Raw genomic sequence first — 17,375 nt, 5'->3', positions numbered from 1 at the left:
AATGGAAACCCAGGCATGAACTCAAGACTTCTCAGTAAGTATACCCTAAAGTGCCCAAGGTGCGGCTTTGAGGTTGAGGCAAGCCCACACGTAATGAGGTGCCCAAGATGTGGTGAACTACTTGATGCAATATTAATTGCTGACAAGGTCAAACTTGAATGGGGTAATCTACGTGGTAGGGGTGTATGGAGGTATAGGGAATTACTACCTGAACCTATCAATATTGTCACAATGGGCGAGGGCTCAACACCACTAATTAAGTTGAGGAGTTATGACAATGCCTATGTCAAGTTTGAAGGCGCGAACCAACGGGTTCATTTAAGGATAGGGGAATGACGGTGGGGGTATCACTGGCATCATCAATAGGTGTTAAGGGCGTTATTGTGGCATCGACGGGTAATACGGCGGCGTCAGCGGCGGCCTACGCAGCCAGGGCAGGCCTTGAGTGCGTGGTCGTCCTTCCAAAGGGTGGTGTGGCCAGGGGTAAGTTAGGGCAGGCCATGCTACATGGTGCGAAGATTGCCGAGGTGCCTGGCACATTCGACGACGCACTGGAGTATGTGCTAGAGACTGTATTGAGTAATGGGCGCGTCAACAGCATTAGTTACTACCCACTTAACTCAATAAATCCATGGAGGTTAGAGGGACAGAAGACCATTGCCTATGAAATAGTCGAGGAGGTCGGTGTTCCCGACTACGTCTTCGTACCCGTGGGTAATGGCGGAAACATATACGCCATTTGGAAGGGATTTACGGAACTAATGGAGTTGGGAGTCATTGACCATGTACCAAGGATGATTGGTGTTCAGGCATCGGGGGCGGCACCAATGGTCAGGTACTGGAGGGGCTTAGGTGAGGCGAGGGTTGATAATCCGAAGACCGTGGCCTCGGCAATAAGGATTGGTAAGCCCGTTAATTGGTTTAGGGCTTACAGAGCCGTTAAGTATAGCGGCGGCTCATTCCTCGAGGTTAGTGATGATGAAATATTAACTGCGCAAAAAAATGCTCGGTAAGGAGGGCATTGGGGTTGAACCCGCCAGTGCAGCCTCATTGGCAGGTTATTTAAGAGCTCTAAGTAATGGGTTAATTGATGTAAGGGATAAGGTCGTGCTGATAGCCACAGGACACGCACTTAAGGATCCAGACGTGCTTTTACTAAGTGGTGATAATAATACCATCAATATATCGTCAATTAACGAGTTAAAAGCCCTATTAACTAATGGGAATGTCAAGAATAACGATTGAGCAAATATAAATTCTTAATGCCTTAGGTAAAATTTAAATAGAATATATAAGGTAGGGATTAGTGAGCCACGGGGTTAAGACTCAGTTGGGTAGTTGGCGTAATGTTGTTGGTTCAATGTTGGGTTGGGGATTGGATGCCTATGACTTTGTTGCCTATGCCTTCGTTGCGCCGATAATCGCCCCTCTATTCTTTGGACAACTTGGGCACCTAGGCTCGATGCTCGCCACATTGGCTGCCTTCAGCGTATCACTGGCGGTTAGACCTCTTGGTGGTGTCTTCTTTGGTAATCTGGCTGATAGGGTTGGTAGGAGGCACGTGCTTTACGTAACGATGCTCGGCGCAGGTCTTTCAAGCTTTTTAATGGGCTTCCTACCAACCTACGCCCAGGCCGGCATATTGGCGATAGTATTATTAATAATCCTAAGGTTCGCCGTCGGCTTTTTCCTTGGTGGTGAATACTCATCAAGCGGTGTCATGGCTGTTGAGAGTGTTATTAAGGGAAGGGGCTTGGCCAGTGGTATTATGCAGGCGGGCTTTGACATCGGCATATTTGGCGTCACCTTCACCTACACCTTGGTTGCCACCTACTTGCCGCAAAGTGCCTTGAGTACTATTGGTTGGAGGATTGTGTTTTGGAGCGGTATTGTCACTACAATAATTGGTTGGTTATTTAGGAGGAGGTTCCTAACGGAATCCTTTGAGTGGGAGAGGGCGGAGAAAGTAAGTACTCCCTACAGGTTCTATTCACGAAGTATTGGCTACCCATAATAGTTATCCTGTTAGCCGCCATGGGCTTCCTCTATGAGTACTACGTAATGCTTGAATTATCACCATTCATACTACAGACCGTACTTAACTACCCAGCCGCACTGGCAGGCTTCATATTGACCGTACTTTCAGCAAGCGACGCAATAGGCAGCGTCTTTGGCGGTGTCTTGGTTGATTGGTTAAGGAGCTCAGTAAGGGCCTTACTGGCCACGGCATTAATAATAATAGTCCTTATATACCCAACAATGTACGCAATACTCATGCTAGGAAACGGCTGGTTAGTACTGCTCTGGGACTTCATAGCGGTACTACCTGTTGGGGTTATGCAGGTCTACATTAGGGACCTACTGCCGCCAAGCGTGAGGGCCACGGGCGCCGGCTTAAGTTATAACGGCGGGACCTGGCTGGCGGCCTGGGCCGCCATAATAACGACACTAATGGCGGGCGCCTCCGTAAAACCAGTGCCATGGCTGTCAGCGATAGTCATAAACACGATATGGAGTAGTGCATTAATGGTTATAAGCTCTATGGCTGCCATGACCATTATTAGGAAGATGAAGACCTAAATGAAGAATATAGATGAATAAAGTAAAAATTGATTGAGAATTAATTATATAGTATTGTGTTGTAATATTTATAAACTATTAATTTAGGTCATAAATAATGTCGTGGAGAAATGCGTTGTCCCTTAATTTTTATGAGGAACCGAACGTGGGATACAGCGTCCATAGGCTTCACTTTAATGAGAACCTATTCCTCCCACGTGAGTACTATGAGAAGTTACTCGCTACGTCCCTAGACCCCGACATGATTAGGTACTACACAGAACCCCTTAACCCCACATTCAATGAGGCATTGGCTAAGCACCTCAATGTGGATGCCAGCAACGTCTTCGCGGTGGCTGGTGGTGATGAGGGCTTGAGATTACTCATTCAGTTTGCATTGCATGGGCTTAGGAAGGTCCTTATCATTGAACCAACGTACTCAATGCCCAGAATACTCGCCGAATCAATGATGCTGGGGGTAGACCAAGCCCTACTTAAACCCGTTACTTATGACCTAGACGTTGACTATATTATTAGGGTTGGTGATTCCTACGACGTAATCTACATATGCAACCCAAATAATCCAACGGGCAACCTATTCGATAGAGAATCCATTGAGAGCATACTATCTCATGTTAAATCGCTCGTAGTCATTGACGAAGCCTACGCCGAGTTCGCTAGGCACAGCCTCATTAATTTAATTAGGGATTACGATAACCTGGCCGTTGTGAGGACATTCTCTAAGGCCTGGGGACTCGCGGGCCTTAGGGTTGGTTATATAGTTGCCTCGGATACGGTGGTTAATGGGCTTAATAGACTATCATTGCCGCATAACATACCGTATCCATCGATGGCCCTGGTCTTACGGGCATTAGAGCTGAGGGATTACGTGGAGAGGAGTATTGACGAGATGGTTAAGGTGAGGGAGTACTTAATCAAATCGTTAAGGGATTTAGACCTAGAGCCTTTACCCTCGGTAACCAATTTCGTGACCTTCCGCGCAGGCGGTCGTAGGAGGCTGATGATTTATACCATGAATTGTTTAGGAGGGGGTTTGTAATTAGGAATTTAAGCGGTAAGGTTCTCTGTGAGGATTGCCTTAGGGCTACAATACCGCCCATGCCCATTGCCACTGGGTTAATTAGGGCGTTGGAGGAGGCGCTTAAGGCCCTGGGTGGGGATAGGTAGGTTATTTACCTTTGGTGAGTATGTACGGTTACTTTATAAATTATGGTAATGCTTATATACCCTAAATATACGCGCCTTTGATGGCGTTGGAACATGCGTAATGGCAATCCCGTCAAAGGGTCGTTTAATGCAGCCAACAATAAAGTTGTTGGAGGAGGTTGGGGTCAAACTACAGGTGTATGATGATAGGGCGTTAATGATACCGACGAATTGGCCCGACCTAAACATAATTAGGGTTAGGCCTGAGGATATACCGTACATAGTTGAGTCAGGCGCAGCCATAATGGGTATAACAGGGCTTGATTACGTTATTGAGAGCCAGTCGGAGGTTAGGGTAGTTGAGAGGTTGGGTTTTGGTAATGGGAGGATTGTAATTGCCGTGCCAAACTCATCAAGTATTACCGACGTTGATGATATTAAGGATGGCATGAGGATCGCGACTAAGTACGTTAATTTAACGAGGAATTACTTCAGGCTAGGGGTAGGGACGTCAAGATAATCAAGATATCAGGCAGCGCCGAGATAATGCCATTACTCGGCGTATCCGACGCCATAGTGGATGTGATGTCCACGGGAACCACCCTGAGGATTCACGGCCTTAGGCCCATTGGGACAATCATGGAGACGGAGGCCGTATTAATAACTAATAATGTAGTCCCTAGTAATTGTGATGAGGTCATGGAAAGGCTCCTCCTGATGCTTCGTGGGGTTAAATCCTCGGTTAATAGGAAGCTCGTCTTAATGAACGTGCCAATGGAGGCTCTAGATAAGGTATTGTCCATACTACCGGCGATGGAGGGGCCTACCGTCGCCGATATCGCGAACAAGCCCTTTAAGGAGGTTATCAGTGTTGTGCCCGATGACGAGCTGCCCAGCCTGCTCGTCAAATTGAAAAGCGCCGGTGCTAAGGATATCCTGGTTATGAGTATTGAGAAGGTGATTACGTAATGCTCATTATACCATCAATAGATATCAGTAATGGTTATGCCGTTAAGAGGATTAGGGGGGTCAAGGGCACTGAATTGATTAGACTTAGCATTGATGATGCCATCAAATTAACAAGAAATTTTGGCTTTGTCCACATCGTAGACCTTGACGGCGCTGAGCAGGGCATGCTAGTAAATATCGATTCCATAGCTAGAATAGGCAGGGAGTTCAGGGGAAGGTGTGAGGTGGGTGGTGGTATTAGAACTTTGGAGGTGGGTGAGGAAGCCCTTAAATTCTGCAGTAGGGTCGTTTTAGGGACGGCAGCCCTTGAGGACCCGAGCACCGTTGACATATTCATTAAAGGGCTTGGTTACGATGCCGTTGCCATATCTATAGACGTATCGAGAGGGTTAGTAATGAGTAGGGGTTGGACAAGACCCATAGGTGAGTTGGTAACGGTTGTTCGCTCACTGCCTAAGGTGCATACGTTAATCTACACAGCAATTGACGTAGAAGGCACGGGAGTAGGTCCCCTGATTAGTAAGGAAATAGTAGACCTACTAAGGGATAGGGCTGATGAGGTGATTTATGCAGGTGGTGTCTCGACTTGTGAGCACATTAAACAACTGAGGGACCTGGGGCTTGATGGTGTTATAGTGGGTTATATGCTCTATATAAGGGGTGTGAATTGTCATGAGTAAGGTCAGGGAATCCGAGGTCAAACGTGAGACCAGCGAGACGAAGGTCTATGTTAGACTCACATTGGAACCTGGCATTATTAAGGTCTCAACACCGGTCAAGTTCCTTAACCACATGCTTGAGACGCTGATATTCTATATGAATGCTTCAGGTGAGGTTGTGGCTGAGGATTTGAGGGGCTTTGATGAGCATCACGTGGTTGAGGACGTGTTTATAGCCCTGGGCACAGCAATAGATAGGGCGTTAGGCGATAGAGTTGGTATAAGGAGGTTTGGTTGGTCCATGGTGCCTATGGATGATGCCTTGGCGGTGACCGCCGTAGATCTCGTTGGTAGGGTTTATTGGGTATTCAGGGGCTCCTTCATTAACGAGAGAATTGGTGACCTGCCAACCCAGATGATACCGCATATAATTAGGACGCTTGCCACGTATTCCAGGTCAACAATACACGCAGAGATTAGGTGGGGTGAGAATGATCATCACATGGCCGAGGCGTTGTTTAAGTCCCTTGGCCTATCAATTGCGCAGGCCGTGGAATACGTGGATAATAAAGTAAGGAGCCTTAAGGGGACCATGCAATGAGGCCCCAGGGAATCGTTAGGAGGATTATACTGCCTCGATGTGGATGCTGACGTTGTGGTTAAGGGAGTAAATTTCGAGGGGCTTAGGGTGGTTGGCGATCCTGTGGAGTTGGCGAGTAGGTATGAGGAGGAGGGCGCCGATGAAATAGTGCTGCTTGATATAACGGCTACTATTGAGGGTAGGAAAACATTCCTAAAGACGGTTAAGGACGTCGCTGGCGCGATAAATATACCGTTGGGTGTTGGTGGTGGGATCAGGAGTCTCGAGGATGCGGATGCCGCCTTCAAGGCCGGTGCTGATAAGGTTAGCATTAATACGGCGGCCGTTAGAAACCCTGGTTTAATAACGGCGCTGTCTAGGGAGTACGGGGCCCAGTCAGTCGTTGTAGCAATCGATGTTAGGAGATTCGGTGATTCATGGAGGGTCTACGTCGAGGGCGGTAAGAGGGAGACTGGGCTTGACGGTGTCGAGTGGGCGAAGAGGGCTGAGGAACTTGGCGCCGGTGAATTACTGGTGACGAGTATTGACGCCGACGGCACTAGGGCGGGCTATGATGTGGAGCTTTACAGGGCTATTTCCAATGTGGTTGACATACCAATAATAGCCAGCGGTGGTGCTGGTAGGGTTGAGCACTTCGTAGACGTGCTTAAGTACGCAGACGCGGCCTTGGCGGCGAGCGTATTTCACATGGGTTTGATAAACATCCAGAGGCTTAAGGCGTACCTGGCGGAGGCCGGTATTAAGGTGAGGGTTTAGGGATGATCCATGAGGTTAAACCCTTATCTTAGTTATATCGCCTAGGTCGAAGCATGATCGCGTGCCCAGGTGGCACGCATTACCCACCTGGTATACGAGTAGGAGTACCGCATCCCTGTCGCAATCAACCCTGAAATTTATTAAGTATTGATAATGCCCACTGGTCTCACCCTTAAGCCAAAGCCTCCTCCTACTTAACGACCAGTAGTGGACCAAGCCTGTGGTTAATGTCTTAATGACGGCATCCCTATTCATGCTCGCCACCATTAGGACATCCTTCGTCTCGTGATCCTGGGCCACCGCGATCACGGTATTGTCCGTATGCCTATACCACAGGGAATCAGCTATCTTCCTAGCCTCCTCCTCACTAAGCCTAAGTACCTTGATATTACTTGGTGGATTAATCATCGAGTTACACTAGGCCGCCTACTATTTAGTTTTTCGGTAGGGTGCGTAATCAATATAAAGCATATATAGATTAGGCAGTGAATGGTCTGCCAATTCCTCGATGAACTACAGAGAATAATTGATGATAGGATTGAGCATGGAGACTCGAGTAGTTATACCCGTAAACTGGCCGATGGTGGTGTGGACTTAATCAGTAAGAAGGTTGGTGAGGAGGCGGTGGAGGTCGTAGTGGCGGCCATGAGGGGTGATAGAAGGTGGGTCATTATGGAAACAGCAGATTTAATGTACCACCTACTGGTACTCCTTAGGTTTATGAATATTACATTTGATGATGTATGCGAAGAGTTAGTCAATAGGCACGTAACCAGGGTTGGTGCCCATGGTTAAAGTCGGCATCATAAATTACGGCGTGGGAAACCTGGGCAGCTTAATTAATGCGTTTAGAAAGATAGGTTCCGAGCCTGTCATCATTAATGAACCTGGCGAGTTCGCGAGCATAGACGCCATCATACTCCCAGGCGTTGGCTCCTTCGATGCTGCCATGTCTAGGCTTGATAAGTTTAAGGATGCATTATCCAAGGTTAGGGGTTCGGTGCCCATACTCGGTATTTGCCTAGGGCTCCAGGTAATGTTCAGGGGCAGTGATGAGGCTCACTGAGCGGCCTGTCTTGGTACCCAGGCTGGGTCAGTAGGCTTAAGGGGCCTAGGGTACCGCACATCGGCTGGGACCTCGTGAAGTCAGTAAGGCCCTGCGAGATAATCAGTGGTGATGGGTATTTCTACTTCATGCATAGTTATGCCGTGGTCAACCCAGGCAATGACCTGCCCTACTCAGGGATTACTCATTATGGAAATGACGACATACTCAGCGTGCTATGTGATGAGAGGGCGATGACGTTTGGCGTTCAATTCCACCCAGAAAAGAGCTCCAGGAACGGCTTAAGTGTGCTAAGGCGATTTATCGAGGTTACCCGTAAGTAACCACGCAGTTATTGACTTGGCGTGATTCCTAAACCCCTCCTGCAACGCCAATGAGGCGCCGTGCCTCGCCAAAACACTCACTGACTCCTTATTAACGGCCTTGACGTACACTACGGGCTTCATAAAATCATAAACTGAAAGAGCGCCCCTCCACCTTGCCGAGGACTCGGTGGGCAGTACGTGGCTTGGACCGGCCACGTAATCAATCATTGCCGAGGGTAGAGAGACCGACACAGCGCCGGCGTTCCTAATGTCACTAACCAAGTCTTCCAGGCCCCATAACGTCACGTGCTCTGGCGCCAACTCATTAATTAGGTTAACGCAATCCCTAGGACCATCAACGAGGTCGATAGATAATTCGAATTAGTGAGCATGGACTCAATGGCGCCTAGGTACCTCTCATCCCAGGTGATTATTATGGCAATCGCCGAATTATGTTCAAGCTGTGCCATGACGTCTAGGGCAACGAGTTCTGGGTCAATTGATGGGTCGGCGCAGGCCACGAGTTCTGTTGGGCCCTCAATGCCGTCAATTCCCACGTACCGTGAGACCAAGTACTTAGCGGCTTGCACATAGGCATTGCCTGGACCGACGATCTTATCAACCCTGGGTATCGACTCAGTTCCAAAGGCCATGGCGGCAATGGCCTGCGGACCCCCCACCCTGAACACCCTGGCATTGAGCCTTAACGCCACGTAGGCAACCTCCGGGCTTATGCTGCCGTCCTTACTCGGGGGTGTCGTCACTATCAACTCCCCAACACCCGCGACCCTGGCTATGACCCCCGTCATTATTAAGGTAGAGAAGTAATTCCTAGGTACGTAAATCCCAACCCTATTAATAGGCACCCATCTAACGCCCCTAATTAACCCACAGCACTCCTCCTCGAAGTCCCTCGGCATTAATTTACGGTTGAAATCCTCCACCGACTTATACGCAGTGTCTATGGCTTGGGCAATTTCATTATTGACCCTCGATGCGAGTTCTCTCAATTCCTCAGCGCCCACCTCAATACCTGCTAACTTAACGCCATCTAAGGTCTCGGTATACTTAATGACCGCCTCATCACCCCTAGACCTAACCTCATTCACGATAGGCTCAACAGCATTAACATACTGACCTAAATCCCTCACTTTCCTAGCCATGCTGATAAGGGAGTCCTTACCAACCCTCAAGGGCACACCCACGATTACGCTTAAATACATGCATTTAAGCATACCTAATAGGCCATGATCGTGATTGACGTACCACTGCACATAACGAGCATTTGGCTCCCTGTGTACAGCAACGACCCATTAACCACGGGCTCGCTGGGCTGCGGCATTATCATTAGGCCTGGCGTGAGGTTCGTAGTTAAACCCACATTAAACCAGGTTAAATACGGCATCGACACGTGGACCTGGTACTTAATGAATTAGGTGCCAACGCGGAGGTTAATTACTCGGCACCCGTGCAGTTGGGCATTGGTTATGGATTAAGCGCCGCCCTCACCCTCGGCACAGCCCTGGGCGCCGCCGTAATTAAACGCACGCAACTAATCAAGGCGGCCCAGATCGCCCATATGATCGAGGTAAAACTAGGTACTGGGCTAGGCGACGTAATCGCTGAGTACTACGGGGGTGGCTTAGAGCTTAGGTTGAAAGCCGGCGCCCCAGGTATTGGAGTCATTGATAGAATTCCGTATCCGCAGGACTTGATGGTCGTTACCGTCGATTTAGGTAGGTACTCAACCAACGACATGCTCCGCGAATTGAGGGATAAACTGGCGCTTCTTGGTGGTAAGTACGTGGCGAATTAATTAATGAGCCGACCTACGAGAGGTTTATGGAGTTAAGCATGGCATTTTCAAGGGAAATAGGCTTCCTAACCAAGGACATTGAAGATAGAGTAAGGCCATGCACGCGCTATACAGATACCTACTACGTTAAGAAGAAGGTCTTAACGCTGTTAACGCATAGGGATGAGGTCGAGGGGCTCACGGGATGCTTAAGGAGTGTTGGGTATGAGCCAAGGGTCTTCGAACCATCCAATGAGGGGGTCAGAATAATAATCGGCAATGGCACCTCAGCAAAAGGTATTTATTAATGCCATAAATTGAAATTAATTAGCCTATAATGGTTGATGAATTGCTGATTTCGGTATTGGGCTTAGTCATCACAGTAGTAGGGATGCTCGGCACCGCGCTTTATTGGCTTGGTGGTAAGTTTAGGGAGATTGACACGAGGTTCCAGCAGATTGACGAGAGGTTCAAACAAATTGATGAGAGGTTTAGGGAGATTGAAAGAAAGCTCGCCAGCTTCGCGGACTCGGTTAAGTCGGCCACCGTGGCCATGAACTCGATGGTTATTGAGTTCCTGGGGGTTAAGGGATTAGTAAGCCCTGGGGAGGCATCATTCCTGGTGAATGAGGTTAATAGGTTGTCACAGTCAATAAGGCTAAATCCGATTACTAAGGAGGAGCTTGAGTTCATAAAGTCTGTCTTCTCCAGGGGCGATATCGATAAAATAAGTGTTGAGGAGCTTGAGAGGGTTGCGGAGATCGCCAAGCGCTGGTGGTGGGAGGATGGCTCCGAAATAGCCTATAAGATGTTCCTCTACACCTGGATGTTAAGGGCATATAAGCTATACGGTAAAAAGGAGGGAGGGGTGAGCAGGCAGTCTTAAGTTCGCGCCATTGCTCAATAGGGCTTAATTAATGGTTGACGATGATTAGGGAATCACGGTATTGATCATACACGGTGGTGGCGATCTAAACCTCATGGTCCCTAACCATCAGATCCATGCTTTGGGAACTCTAACGTAATACCTTTACCGGCTAGTTCTGTGAGCCTATCCCTAATGAATGTTAGCACGGCTCTTAAGTTCTCCTCATTATTAAACCCCTTAACTATGCCTATCAACTCATCCCTAGGCCTATCCCTTAACTCCTCAGCAAACCTCACCATGTTGGTACTGCCCTAATTACATTGTCGACAATCGTGATGTTAGCCGCCCTGGAGGTTCTCGAGAGGGGGTTTAGGTCTATCGCAATCACGGTCTTACCCATCCTCCTGAGGGCCTCTGTCCTATCACCATCCTCAAGCGGTACGAGGACCACATCAGCAATATAAATGCCCCTACAGGAGACCCTACGCCTCTCGCTGAATAGCTCCGGTATTACGCAGGACGCATCATCACCGACGCCTAGAACCTCCTCAGCCCCATTCTCCCTAAGCACCCTGGCTATCAACTCCTCCCTCTCCCTAGTCCTATAGAATAGGTTAACCTCGAGCTTCGCATTAACGAGCCTCGCCAACTCAACAATTTGCCTGGGCACAAGGCTGCCGTATTCCCATTGACCGAAATAACCGGGCGCTCGGCAGTTAGTAACGCGGCTACGGCAACCCTCTCCGCAGTCAATGCCGGTGGTATTGACTCCTCACCGATGAGGTAGTCAAAGCACTCACCACGTCCATGGGCAATCAAGCCTGGGCCGCGACATAACCCTCCCTAAACCCGTCAACCAACCTCTCCCTAATTAATAATGACTCCCTTCTTGGTGGTTAGGCGGTATCCAGTGTGTTTCAGGATCCCCGGTCATTTGCACTCGATATTATTGATATTTCTTAAAGCTTTAATCTAGGAATAACTAGGCTGGTCGGTATGGAGAGGAGGAAGGTCACGGTACAGACAATAATGGGGATGAAGGGTAGGCAGAGGATTGCCATGATAACGGCCTATGACTACCCAACGGCGAGGCTTGTCGACCAGGCAGGCGTTGATGGCATATTGGTGGGCGATTCCCTGGGCATGGTCGTGCTGGGCTTCGAGAACACCCTAAGGGTTACCCTCAGGGACATGCTCATACACGTGGCTGCCGTGGCCAGGGCGAAGCCCAAGGCCCTGCTAATAGCCGACATGCCGTTCATGACGTATGAAACCGGCGTCAGGGACGCCCTGAGAAACGCCTCAAGCTCGTAAGGGCCGGTGCCGAGGCCGTGAAGCCCGAGGGCGGTCAGGAAATATTCGACATAGTTAATAACCTAGTCAAGTTCGGAATACCCGTGATGGGGCACATTGGGCTTAATCCGCAAAGAGTTCTATCATTGGGTGGGTTTAAGATGGTTGGTAAGACCGAGGAACAGGCCAAGAAGTTGATTGAGGATGCCAAAGCACTTCAGGAGGCTGGGGCCTTCGCGATAGTGATCGAGATGGTTCCGGCAAGCGTGGCTAAGGCGGTGACTGAGAGCGTGAAAATACCGACTATCTGCATTGGGGCTGGTCCTCACTGTGATGGGCAAATACTCGTGCTTCATGACGTGCTTGGTCTCACGGAGAGACCGCCAAGCTTCGCCAAGAGGTACGTAGACCTAGCATCCGTAATAAGGGATGCCGTGGCTAAGTACGTGAATGAAGTTAGGAGTGGCGAATTCCCAAGCCCCGAATACTTCAAAGACATCAAGTAGAGGTATCATGAAAGTGCTACATTCTATTTCCCACTATATTATTGGAAAATTGCGCATACGCATCGACACACCTTAACTACCTGTACTAACCTTGATAACCAACACCACGCCATTACCTGGCACCGTCCGCGTTGATTAGTAATTCCCTATAATCATTAAGGATCATATCCTGCAATTGCTCTACTGGGAATCCCCTCGCAATTGTTGCGATTGATGCACCACCAGCTCCAACGCCCTCCTTCACGAAGCCCCCCTCAAAGGCCCTCAACCCCTCATACGGCATATTGCTGAAGTCCAGGTTTATGGATGCCACGGGTACCTCCGCGATCTCCCTAACGAGACCCACCAAGTCCGCTGACTTATCACTAATCAACCACCTCGTAGTCCCAATGGCCACGTTGTTAAGCGCTTTCTTATCTACATGCTTTATGAAGGCTAGGACCGCGGCCATCTGGGTACCGCCGGCCAGGAGGACCTTGGCGCCCTGCCCAGCGGCTCCAATGGTTATTGACGCCATGGCCACTATTACTGGGTCGCCAACCCTCGAAACCGCCTCCATCGGGTCCTCCAACGGCTTGTTAATACCCGCGTTTCTCAACGCCTCCCTAACCACCGCTATCTTCAATTCCCTTGGGTTAACAGGCGATGCGCTGGACATCTTATTCCACGCGTCGTAGCCCATGGCCACTAGGAAGGCCATGGCGGTGGTGGTCCCCGCGGGTATTGACTCGCCAATAACGATAGCCCTACTAACCCTAGCTAGATTTTCGCCAAGGACCACGCCATTCTCAAAGACCCTGTCGACAACCTCACGATTAATGGCAAGCCCGGTCCTAATGTCCCTACCAGGCTCGCCCTGCAGGTCGATAACGGGTATGTTCGGCCTAACCCTAGCTCCAGCATTGACGACGAGAACGCCTGCGCCGGTTAGCTTGATCGCGGCTCTGGTGATCAATGCTGGGGTTGGCTTTCCATCAGGCGTCATCGGCACCGTGGGTATCACACGGCATTTACCGAGCAGTAGGTACTCGGCGTCGGCGGCCGGCGTGTAGTGGGTTAACTCGGGCTTGGCACCGGCAATGGTTATGCCGGGTATTAGGCTCGTGTCCGTAGTCCCTATGACCAGGGTGAAGAGGAAGCCCTTGCCCAGTTGCTGCACGTGTTGTGAAATATCGCCTAAATGAACCGTCACGGTATCCATAACGAGTTAGGATATGAATCCCATTTATAAGTACTTCCCTCCAGCGACCTAACCAACAACCAAAGCACATAATTAACGGGAGTACTAACGTTAACTTCCCTACCCCTAGTCACTATGGCTCCGTTTATGTAATCAACCTCAGTCCTCCGGCGATTCAACACGTCCTGCAGCATTGACGAGTAATTATTTTTAGTGGCCTCGGCAACCCTTAAGGTCTCGGTTAATGGATCACTGGGTAACCTAATGCCCAGCCTATTAACTACGTCGACGCCCTCCTTAACTACCATCTCCGCCAACGCCCTGGCATTAGGATCCTCGAGAATCACGCCATTCCTGGCCCTTAAGATCGCAGTTATTGGATTAATGGCCGCGTTAACAATGACCTTCAACCACCTGTAGGGCTCGATATCATCGACCACCCTGACGTTGGCACCACCAGCCTTAGAGTATCAGCGACCTCACCAATGAGGCTGGGCAGCATTATCTCGCCAACGCCCCTGACCTCAGCCACATTGCCGCTCCTCGTGATGCCGTACGTAACGACAGTGCCATAACCAACACCGAGCCTCTCCCTGATTAGTTCGAGACCGCCAATACCGTTCTGGAAGACTACTGGCACGCCAACTATTTTATTGATTATCATCTCCGTGTCGTAGCTTAACGGCAATTAAGGAATACTTAACATCGCTAGGTAAGTAATCTACAAGCTTTACCTCAACCCTATAATCACCATTAAACCTAATCACGTAATCCTCATAACGAGTCCTCGTCACCACATACGGTACATAGCCAGCATTGTTAAGGAAGTGAGCGAGCAATAACCCAACGGCGCCAAGCCAATTATGCCAAACATCACTTAGCCGGAGTTAACCCTTAAAATAAGCATTACATGACATTATCAATCGTGAATATCATTGAAATATTTAGGTCTTGGCAGGGCGAAGGACCCAATGCGGGTAAGGAGGCGGTCTTCCTAAGGACTGCATTCTGTAATTTAAGGTGTTCGTGGTGTGATACGAAGTACTCATGGTTCGGTGGAACTGAAATGAGCATTAACGAGGTTTACAACGCAATAATGAGGGTAGCAGGCAACGTGAGGCACTTGGTCGTGACCGGCGGTGAGCCACTCCTATGGCTTCGTGAGTTAACCCCACTGCTAAGCCTTGTCAAGGCCCAGGGCTTCTTCGTGGAGGTTGAGACCAACGGCACATTGAGACCTGGTGATCTCGTTAGGTACGTCGATGAGTTCAACGTATCCCCTAAACTCTCCAACTCAGGCGTCCCATCGAGGTTTAGGATTAATGAAGTGGCCATTAGGGATTTCGTGGTGAGTGGTAAGGCTATCTTTAAGTTCGTTATTGATGGGCCGGAGGATGTCGAGGAGGTTCTTTGGTTTATTAATAAATTCGGCATACCACGCAATAGGGTTTACCTAATGAGCCAATGCACAACCCGCGAGGAATGCATCGCCAAGGATGAGGACATCACAAAACCCATGGCCATGAAGCTCGGCGTCAATTACACATCGAGACTCCACATCTTAATGGGGTTCAGGTGAGACTTAAATAACCACTCGCATCCCAGGTCAGGATGTGCACTATTGGCGGTGTATTGATATTCGGCGATAGGTTGGATAGAGATAGGGCTAGGAGGATTGAGGAGGTTTTGAGGATGATGATTGTTAAGGGTGAGGAGAGGGGCCGTGATAGTTTCGGTATTGTTATCCTGGGCAGGGATGGTGAATTGAGCGTGTTTAAGAGCAGGGAGAGGCCTAGCATTGCCGTAGGCAGGATGCCCAGCATTATCAATGAGGATACCGTGGCCGCGATATTTAACAATAGGGCTGAGCCTACGACCGAGTACGTGAGGGTCAAGACTGAGGATGACATACAACCAATGATTGGCGATCACATAGTAGTGGCGCACAACGGCACAATAGCCAATGACAAGGACCTAGAGGCTAGGTTCAACCTCACCCGTAGGTCTAAAATCGACACCGCAATACTCCCGCCATTACTCGAGAAGCTTTGGGACGGCTCGCTAAATGGGCTTAGGGACGTGCTGGTTAATTACGTTATTGGTAGCTACGCGTTGGCGATAATGGATACCCGTAGACCTGGCAGGGTTTGGCTCGCCACGAACTTCAAACCACTATACATGGCCTGGTACAACGACTTAAAGGCCCTATTCTTCGCAAGCCTAGACGACTACCTAATTGATAGTCAAAATAAGCCCATTTGGGACGTCCCAGTCATAAGGCGTGTTGAGCCTTACACGGCAATGGAGGTTGGGATCGACGGTACCTGGTCTTCGGTATCACTGAGGAGGGAGGAGCAGGTAGGAGGAAGAGGGTCTTGGTCATAGCCAGCGGGGGCCTCGACTCGACCACGGCCGCGACATATCTGCTTAAGCAGGGGTTTGACGTGACATTACTGCACTTCAACTATGGGCACAGGGCCGAGACCCAGGAGGATAAGGCCATTAGGAGGGTTGCGGAGTTCCTAGGCGTACCGCTGCTTGAGGTGGATATGGACTTTTTCAAGGTGGTTAGGCACTCGCCACTCCTCGGTGATGGGGAGATTAATAGGGTTGATGAGGGTAGGGAGGGTGCCGAATTCGCGCATGAGTGGGTTCCGGCCAGGAACTTTGTCTTCATAGCACTGGCCACGGCCATAGCTGAGGCCTACGGCTATGACTACATAGCCACAGGAATCAATATGGAGGAGGCCGGCGCATACCCGGATAATGAGATGGAGTTCATTAGGCTCCTCAATAAGGCCATGCCCTACGCCGTCGGGCCTAACAAGCACGTGGAGTTGATAATGCCCGTGGGGCACTTGGTCAAGCATGAAATTGTGAGGCTAGGCCTAGAGGTTGGCGCACCGCTCCACCTGACCTGGAGTTGCTATGATAATCGCGAGAGGCACTGTGGTAGGTGTGGGCCCTGCTACATGAGGAGGTGGGCGTTCAGGATAAATGGGGTCAGGGACCGGTGGAGTACGAACTACCAAGTGAGGTTGAGGAGGAGTTTTGGAGGGGCACGAGACCGTACGAAATCCCTAAGAGGCCAGGCGAGTAGTACGTTGCGCCTAGTTTAAAAACTCGGCTACAAGGTTTTAAATTGATGGACATTAGGGTTGGTAGGATTAGGTACAGGAGCTTTGCTTATATCGGCAGGATAAAGGTAAAACTGAATGGTGGTGAGGCTGAGGTTGAGGATAAGAGCAGGGAACAGGGTAGTGGAGGAGGCGGCACTGCTCAATAGCAGTTTTAAGGCACCCACACCGCAATTGCTAATTCCAATAAGTACCGCTAGGGCCCTTGGCCTTTGGCCACCCTCCGAGGATGCCAGGGAGGGATTGATACGGCTGGTGGGCCATTAAACGTCTGGTTCTACCCAAGGGCCACAACCGTTGAGGTTGTGGCAAGAGATGCGGAGTCCAGGGAAGTAATAATGGATGTTCTGGTTTCACCGTTAGCCGATGAACCATTAATCAGCGATTTACTCGCTGATGAGTTGAGGATAACCGTTGAGTCCTTTGGTAAAGGTCTATGGAGGTTTAGAGACGACCCGTCGGACAAGCTAAGGCCCTCGGAAGTTAGGTGATTTATGCCATGGCCTTTACGGGA

Annotated in this window: 25 protein-coding genes and 6 pseudogenes; 23 read left to right on the top strand and 8 right to left on the bottom strand. The window is 49.7% G+C overall.

All coding sequences use genetic code 11. The annotated features are described in order from the left end of the window. The first annotated feature begins 15 nt into the window (after nucleotides 1–15). The 11 genes and pseudogenes from thrC to hisF all read left to right on the top strand — a co-directional run bounded on the left by thrC (nucleotide 16) and on the right by hisF (nucleotide 6,711). Nucleotides 16–1,245, top strand: a pseudogene (thrC, locus tag JCM16161_RS04900) (threonine synthase). Between the two features lie 61 nt (nucleotides 1,246–1,306). Then, on the top strand, nucleotides 1,307–2,014 hold the full coding sequence (locus JCM16161_RS15535) for an MFS transporter (protein WP_243669415.1): 708 nt from the start codon (nucleotides 1,307–1,309) through the stop codon (nucleotides 2,012–2,014). Then, nucleotides 1,948–2,580, top strand: a complete 633-nt coding sequence (locus JCM16161_RS15530; RefSeq protein WP_243669413.1) for a hypothetical protein — start codon at nucleotides 1,948–1,950, stop codon at nucleotides 2,578–2,580. Before JCM16161_RS15535 ends, JCM16161_RS15530 begins: the two co-directional genes overlap by 67 nt. Before the next feature lie 97 nt (nucleotides 2,581–2,677). Then, nucleotides 2,678–3,619 carry a histidinol-phosphate aminotransferase family protein gene (locus tag JCM16161_RS04890; protein WP_243669411.1) on the top strand — a complete coding sequence of 314 codons (942 nt, stop codon included), beginning with the start codon at nucleotides 2,678–2,680 and terminating at the stop codon, nucleotides 3,617–3,619. Continuing rightward, nucleotides 3,598–3,747 carry a hypothetical protein gene (locus JCM16161_RS15525; RefSeq protein WP_243669409.1) on the top strand — a complete coding sequence of 50 codons (150 nt, stop codon included), beginning with the start codon at nucleotides 3,598–3,600 and terminating at the stop codon, nucleotides 3,745–3,747. Before JCM16161_RS04890 ends, JCM16161_RS15525 begins: the two co-directional genes overlap by 22 nt. A gap of 127 nt (nucleotides 3,748–3,874) precedes the next feature. Then, nucleotides 3,875–4,162, top strand: a pseudogene (gene hisG, locus JCM16161_RS15520) (ATP phosphoribosyltransferase); the annotation flags it as partial. Between the two features lie 18 nt (nucleotides 4,163–4,180). Next, nucleotides 4,181–4,392, top strand: a pseudogene (hisG, locus tag JCM16161_RS15515) (ATP phosphoribosyltransferase); the annotation flags it as partial. Nucleotides 4,393–4,443: 51 nt separating this feature from the next. Further along, a complete protein-coding gene (locus JCM16161_RS15510) occupies nucleotides 4,444–4,695 on the top strand; it encodes a hypothetical protein (protein WP_243669594.1) in 252 nt (83 codons plus the stop codon). Beyond that, the gene (locus JCM16161_RS04880; protein WP_054855163.1) at nucleotides 4,695–5,375 is read left to right on the top strand and encodes a HisA/HisF-related TIM barrel protein; all 681 of its coding nucleotides are present in this window, start codon (nucleotides 4,695–4,697) and stop codon (nucleotides 5,373–5,375) included. Before JCM16161_RS15510 ends, JCM16161_RS04880 begins: the two co-directional genes overlap by 1 nt. Continuing rightward, a complete protein-coding gene (hisB, locus tag JCM16161_RS04875; protein ID WP_054855162.1) occupies nucleotides 5,368–5,955 on the top strand; it encodes an imidazoleglycerol-phosphate dehydratase in 588 nt (195 codons plus the stop codon). The genes JCM16161_RS04880 and hisB overlap by 8 nt, the downstream gene beginning before the upstream one ends. 54 nt (nucleotides 5,956–6,009) lie before the next feature. Next, the gene (gene hisF, locus JCM16161_RS04870; RefSeq protein ID WP_243669407.1) at nucleotides 6,010–6,711 is read left to right on the top strand and encodes an imidazole glycerol phosphate synthase subunit HisF; all 702 of its coding nucleotides are present in this window, start codon (nucleotides 6,010–6,012) and stop codon (nucleotides 6,709–6,711) included. Nucleotides 6,712–6,726: 15 nt separating this feature from the next. On the opposite strand, the gene hisI is transcribed toward hisF, so the two are convergent. Next, on the bottom strand, nucleotides 6,727–7,119 hold the full coding sequence (gene hisI / locus JCM16161_RS04865; RefSeq protein ID WP_054855160.1) for a phosphoribosyl-AMP cyclohydrolase: 393 nt from the start codon (nucleotides 7,117–7,119) through the stop codon (nucleotides 6,727–6,729). An 81-nt stretch (nucleotides 7,120–7,200) separates the two neighbouring features. Here hisI and hisE point away from each other — a divergent pair, with 81 nt between their 5' ends. Both hisE and hisH read left to right on the top strand, forming a co-directional pair. Further along, nucleotides 7,201–7,506: a phosphoribosyl-ATP diphosphatase gene (gene hisE, locus JCM16161_RS04860; protein ID WP_054855159.1), complete on the top strand. Its 306-nt coding sequence runs from the start codon at nucleotides 7,201–7,203 to the stop codon at nucleotides 7,504–7,506. After that, nucleotides 7,499–8,100: pseudogene (gene hisH / locus JCM16161_RS04855) on the top strand (imidazole glycerol phosphate synthase subunit HisH). The gene hisE and the pseudogene hisH overlap by 8 nt, the downstream one beginning before the upstream one ends. Here hisH and hisD read toward each other — a convergent pair. Beyond that, nucleotides 8,068–9,245, bottom strand: a pseudogene (gene hisD, locus JCM16161_RS04850) (histidinol dehydrogenase). The pseudogenes hisH and hisD overlap by 33 nt on opposite strands. An 84-nt stretch (nucleotides 9,246–9,329) precedes the next feature. On the opposite strand from hisD, the gene JCM16161_RS15505 reads away from it, so the two are divergent. From JCM16161_RS15505 to JCM16161_RS15490, 4 genes are read left to right on the top strand one after another with little or no spacing between them, the layout of a single operon-like run. Beyond that, nucleotides 9,330–9,518 carry a hypothetical protein gene (locus JCM16161_RS15505; protein ID WP_243669405.1) on the top strand — a complete coding sequence of 63 codons (189 nt, stop codon included), beginning with the start codon at nucleotides 9,330–9,332 and terminating at the stop codon, nucleotides 9,516–9,518. Further along, a complete protein-coding gene (locus JCM16161_RS15500; RefSeq protein ID WP_243669403.1) occupies nucleotides 9,494–9,898 on the top strand; it encodes a hypothetical protein in 405 nt (134 codons plus the stop codon). The genes JCM16161_RS15505 and JCM16161_RS15500 overlap by 25 nt, the downstream gene beginning before the upstream one ends. A 26-nt stretch (nucleotides 9,899–9,924) precedes the next feature. Next, entirely contained in the window at nucleotides 9,925–10,185 is a 261-nt protein-coding gene (locus tag JCM16161_RS15495) for a hypothetical protein (RefSeq protein ID WP_243669401.1), read from the top strand. Between the two features lie 29 nt (nucleotides 10,186–10,214). Continuing rightward, entirely contained in the window at nucleotides 10,215–10,763 is a 549-nt protein-coding gene (locus tag JCM16161_RS15490; protein WP_243669399.1) for a hypothetical protein, read from the top strand. 101 nt (nucleotides 10,764–10,864) lie between these two features. Here JCM16161_RS15490 and JCM16161_RS15485 read toward each other — a convergent pair whose 3' ends face one another. After that, nucleotides 10,865–11,044 carry a hypothetical protein gene (locus JCM16161_RS15485; RefSeq protein ID WP_243669397.1) on the bottom strand — a complete coding sequence of 60 codons (180 nt, stop codon included), beginning with the start codon at nucleotides 11,042–11,044 and terminating at the stop codon, nucleotides 10,865–10,867. Next, nucleotides 11,038–11,415, bottom strand: coding sequence for a phosphopantothenate/pantothenate synthetase family protein (locus tag JCM16161_RS15480; protein ID WP_243669395.1), 378 nt, complete (start codon nucleotides 11,413–11,415; stop codon nucleotides 11,038–11,040). Before JCM16161_RS15480 ends, JCM16161_RS15485 begins: the two co-directional genes overlap by 7 nt. 359 nt (nucleotides 11,416–11,774) lie before the next feature. On the opposite strand from JCM16161_RS15480, the pseudogene panB reads away from it, so the two are divergent. Further along, nucleotides 11,775–12,544, top strand: a pseudogene (gene panB, locus JCM16161_RS04830) (3-methyl-2-oxobutanoate hydroxymethyltransferase). Between the two features lie 112 nt (nucleotides 12,545–12,656). Here the strand turns inward: panB and JCM16161_RS04825 are convergent. From JCM16161_RS04825 to JCM16161_RS15465, 4 genes are read right to left on the bottom strand one after another with little or no spacing between them, the layout of a single operon-like run. Beyond that, the gene (locus JCM16161_RS04825) at nucleotides 12,657–13,745 is read right to left on the bottom strand and encodes a TIGR00303 family protein (protein WP_054855158.1); all 1,089 of its coding nucleotides are present in this window, start codon (nucleotides 13,743–13,745) and stop codon (nucleotides 12,657–12,659) included. After that, complete coding sequence (locus JCM16161_RS15475; protein ID WP_243669393.1) at nucleotides 13,733–14,164, bottom strand: hypothetical protein; 432 nt, start codon at nucleotides 14,162–14,164, stop codon at nucleotides 13,733–13,735. Before JCM16161_RS15475 ends, JCM16161_RS04825 begins: the two co-directional genes overlap by 13 nt. Next, complete coding sequence (locus JCM16161_RS15470; protein ID WP_243669391.1) at nucleotides 14,131–14,412, bottom strand: hypothetical protein; 282 nt, start codon at nucleotides 14,410–14,412, stop codon at nucleotides 14,131–14,133. Before JCM16161_RS15470 ends, JCM16161_RS15475 begins: the two co-directional genes overlap by 34 nt. Next, nucleotides 14,375–14,563, bottom strand: a complete 189-nt coding sequence (locus tag JCM16161_RS15465) for a hypothetical protein (RefSeq protein WP_243669389.1) — start codon at nucleotides 14,561–14,563, stop codon at nucleotides 14,375–14,377. The genes JCM16161_RS15470 and JCM16161_RS15465 overlap by 38 nt, the downstream gene beginning before the upstream one ends. 86 nt (nucleotides 14,564–14,649) lie before the next feature. Here JCM16161_RS15465 and JCM16161_RS04815 point away from each other — a divergent pair, with 86 nt between their 5' ends. From JCM16161_RS04815 to JCM16161_RS04805, 5 genes are all read left to right on the top strand, one after another. Beyond that, nucleotides 14,650–15,303: a 7-carboxy-7-deazaguanine synthase QueE gene (locus JCM16161_RS04815; RefSeq protein WP_054855228.1), complete on the top strand. Its 654-nt coding sequence runs from the start codon at nucleotides 14,650–14,652 to the stop codon at nucleotides 15,301–15,303. A gap of 32 nt (nucleotides 15,304–15,335) precedes the next feature. Further along, the gene (locus tag JCM16161_RS15460; protein WP_243669387.1) at nucleotides 15,336–16,109 is read left to right on the top strand and encodes a hypothetical protein; all 774 of its coding nucleotides are present in this window, start codon (nucleotides 15,336–15,338) and stop codon (nucleotides 16,107–16,109) included. Continuing rightward, complete coding sequence (gene queC, locus JCM16161_RS15455; RefSeq protein WP_243669385.1) at nucleotides 16,100–16,843, top strand: 7-cyano-7-deazaguanine synthase QueC; 744 nt, start codon at nucleotides 16,100–16,102, stop codon at nucleotides 16,841–16,843. The genes JCM16161_RS15460 and queC overlap by 10 nt, the downstream gene beginning before the upstream one ends. 26 nt (nucleotides 16,844–16,869) lie before the next feature. Beyond that, on the top strand, nucleotides 16,870–17,010 hold the full coding sequence (locus JCM16161_RS15450; protein ID WP_243669383.1) for a hypothetical protein: 141 nt from the start codon (nucleotides 16,870–16,872) through the stop codon (nucleotides 17,008–17,010). A 63-nt stretch (nucleotides 17,011–17,073) separates the two neighbouring features. Then, a complete protein-coding gene (locus tag JCM16161_RS04805; RefSeq protein ID WP_054855157.1) occupies nucleotides 17,074–17,352 on the top strand; it encodes a hypothetical protein in 279 nt (92 codons plus the stop codon). Nucleotides 17,353–17,375: the final 23 nt, after the last annotated feature.

Source organism: Vulcanisaeta sp. JCM 16161 (genome assembly GCF_001316285.1).
The sequence above is the reverse complement of the archived record's forward strand: the minus strand, read 5'-3'. Positions and strand labels throughout refer to the sequence as shown.

Excerpts from the sequence above, each read along its gene's own strand:
- JCM16161_RS04825 (WP_054855158.1), bottom strand. The coding sequence starts at position 13,745 with ATGGATACCGTGACGGTTCATTTAGGCGATATTTCACAACACGTGCAG.
- hisB (WP_054855162.1), top strand. The coding sequence starts at position 5,368 with ATGAGTAAGGTCAGGGAATCCGAGGTCAAACGTGAGACCAGCGAGACG.
- hisI (WP_054855160.1), bottom strand. The coding sequence starts at position 7,119 with ATGATTAATCCACCAAGTAATATCAAGGTACTTAGGCTTAGTGAGGAG.
- JCM16161_RS15505 (WP_243669405.1), top strand. The coding sequence starts at position 9,330 with ATGATCGTGATTGACGTACCACTGCACATAACGAGCATTTGGCTCCCT.
- JCM16161_RS15510 (WP_243669594.1), top strand. The coding sequence starts at position 4,444 with ATGCTTCGTGGGGTTAAATCCTCGGTTAATAGGAAGCTCGTCTTAATG.
- JCM16161_RS15490 (WP_243669399.1), top strand. The coding sequence starts at position 10,215 with ATGGTTGATGAATTGCTGATTTCGGTATTGGGCTTAGTCATCACAGTA.
- JCM16161_RS15450 (WP_243669383.1), top strand. The coding sequence starts at position 16,870 with ATGGACATTAGGGTTGGTAGGATTAGGTACAGGAGCTTTGCTTATATC.
- JCM16161_RS04880 (WP_054855163.1), top strand. The coding sequence starts at position 4,695 with ATGCTCATTATACCATCAATAGATATCAGTAATGGTTATGCCGTTAAG.
- JCM16161_RS15460 (WP_243669387.1), top strand. The coding sequence starts at position 15,336 with ATGTGCACTATTGGCGGTGTATTGATATTCGGCGATAGGTTGGATAGA.
- JCM16161_RS04890 (WP_243669411.1), top strand. The coding sequence starts at position 2,678 with ATGTCGTGGAGAAATGCGTTGTCCCTTAATTTTTATGAGGAACCGAAC.
- JCM16161_RS15485 (WP_243669397.1), bottom strand. The coding sequence starts at position 11,044 with ATGGTGAGGTTTGCTGAGGAGTTAAGGGATAGGCCTAGGGATGAGTTG.
- JCM16161_RS15495 (WP_243669401.1), top strand. The coding sequence starts at position 9,925 with ATGGAGTTAAGCATGGCATTTTCAAGGGAAATAGGCTTCCTAACCAAG.
- hisE (WP_054855159.1), top strand. The coding sequence starts at position 7,201 with ATGGTCTGCCAATTCCTCGATGAACTACAGAGAATAATTGATGATAGG.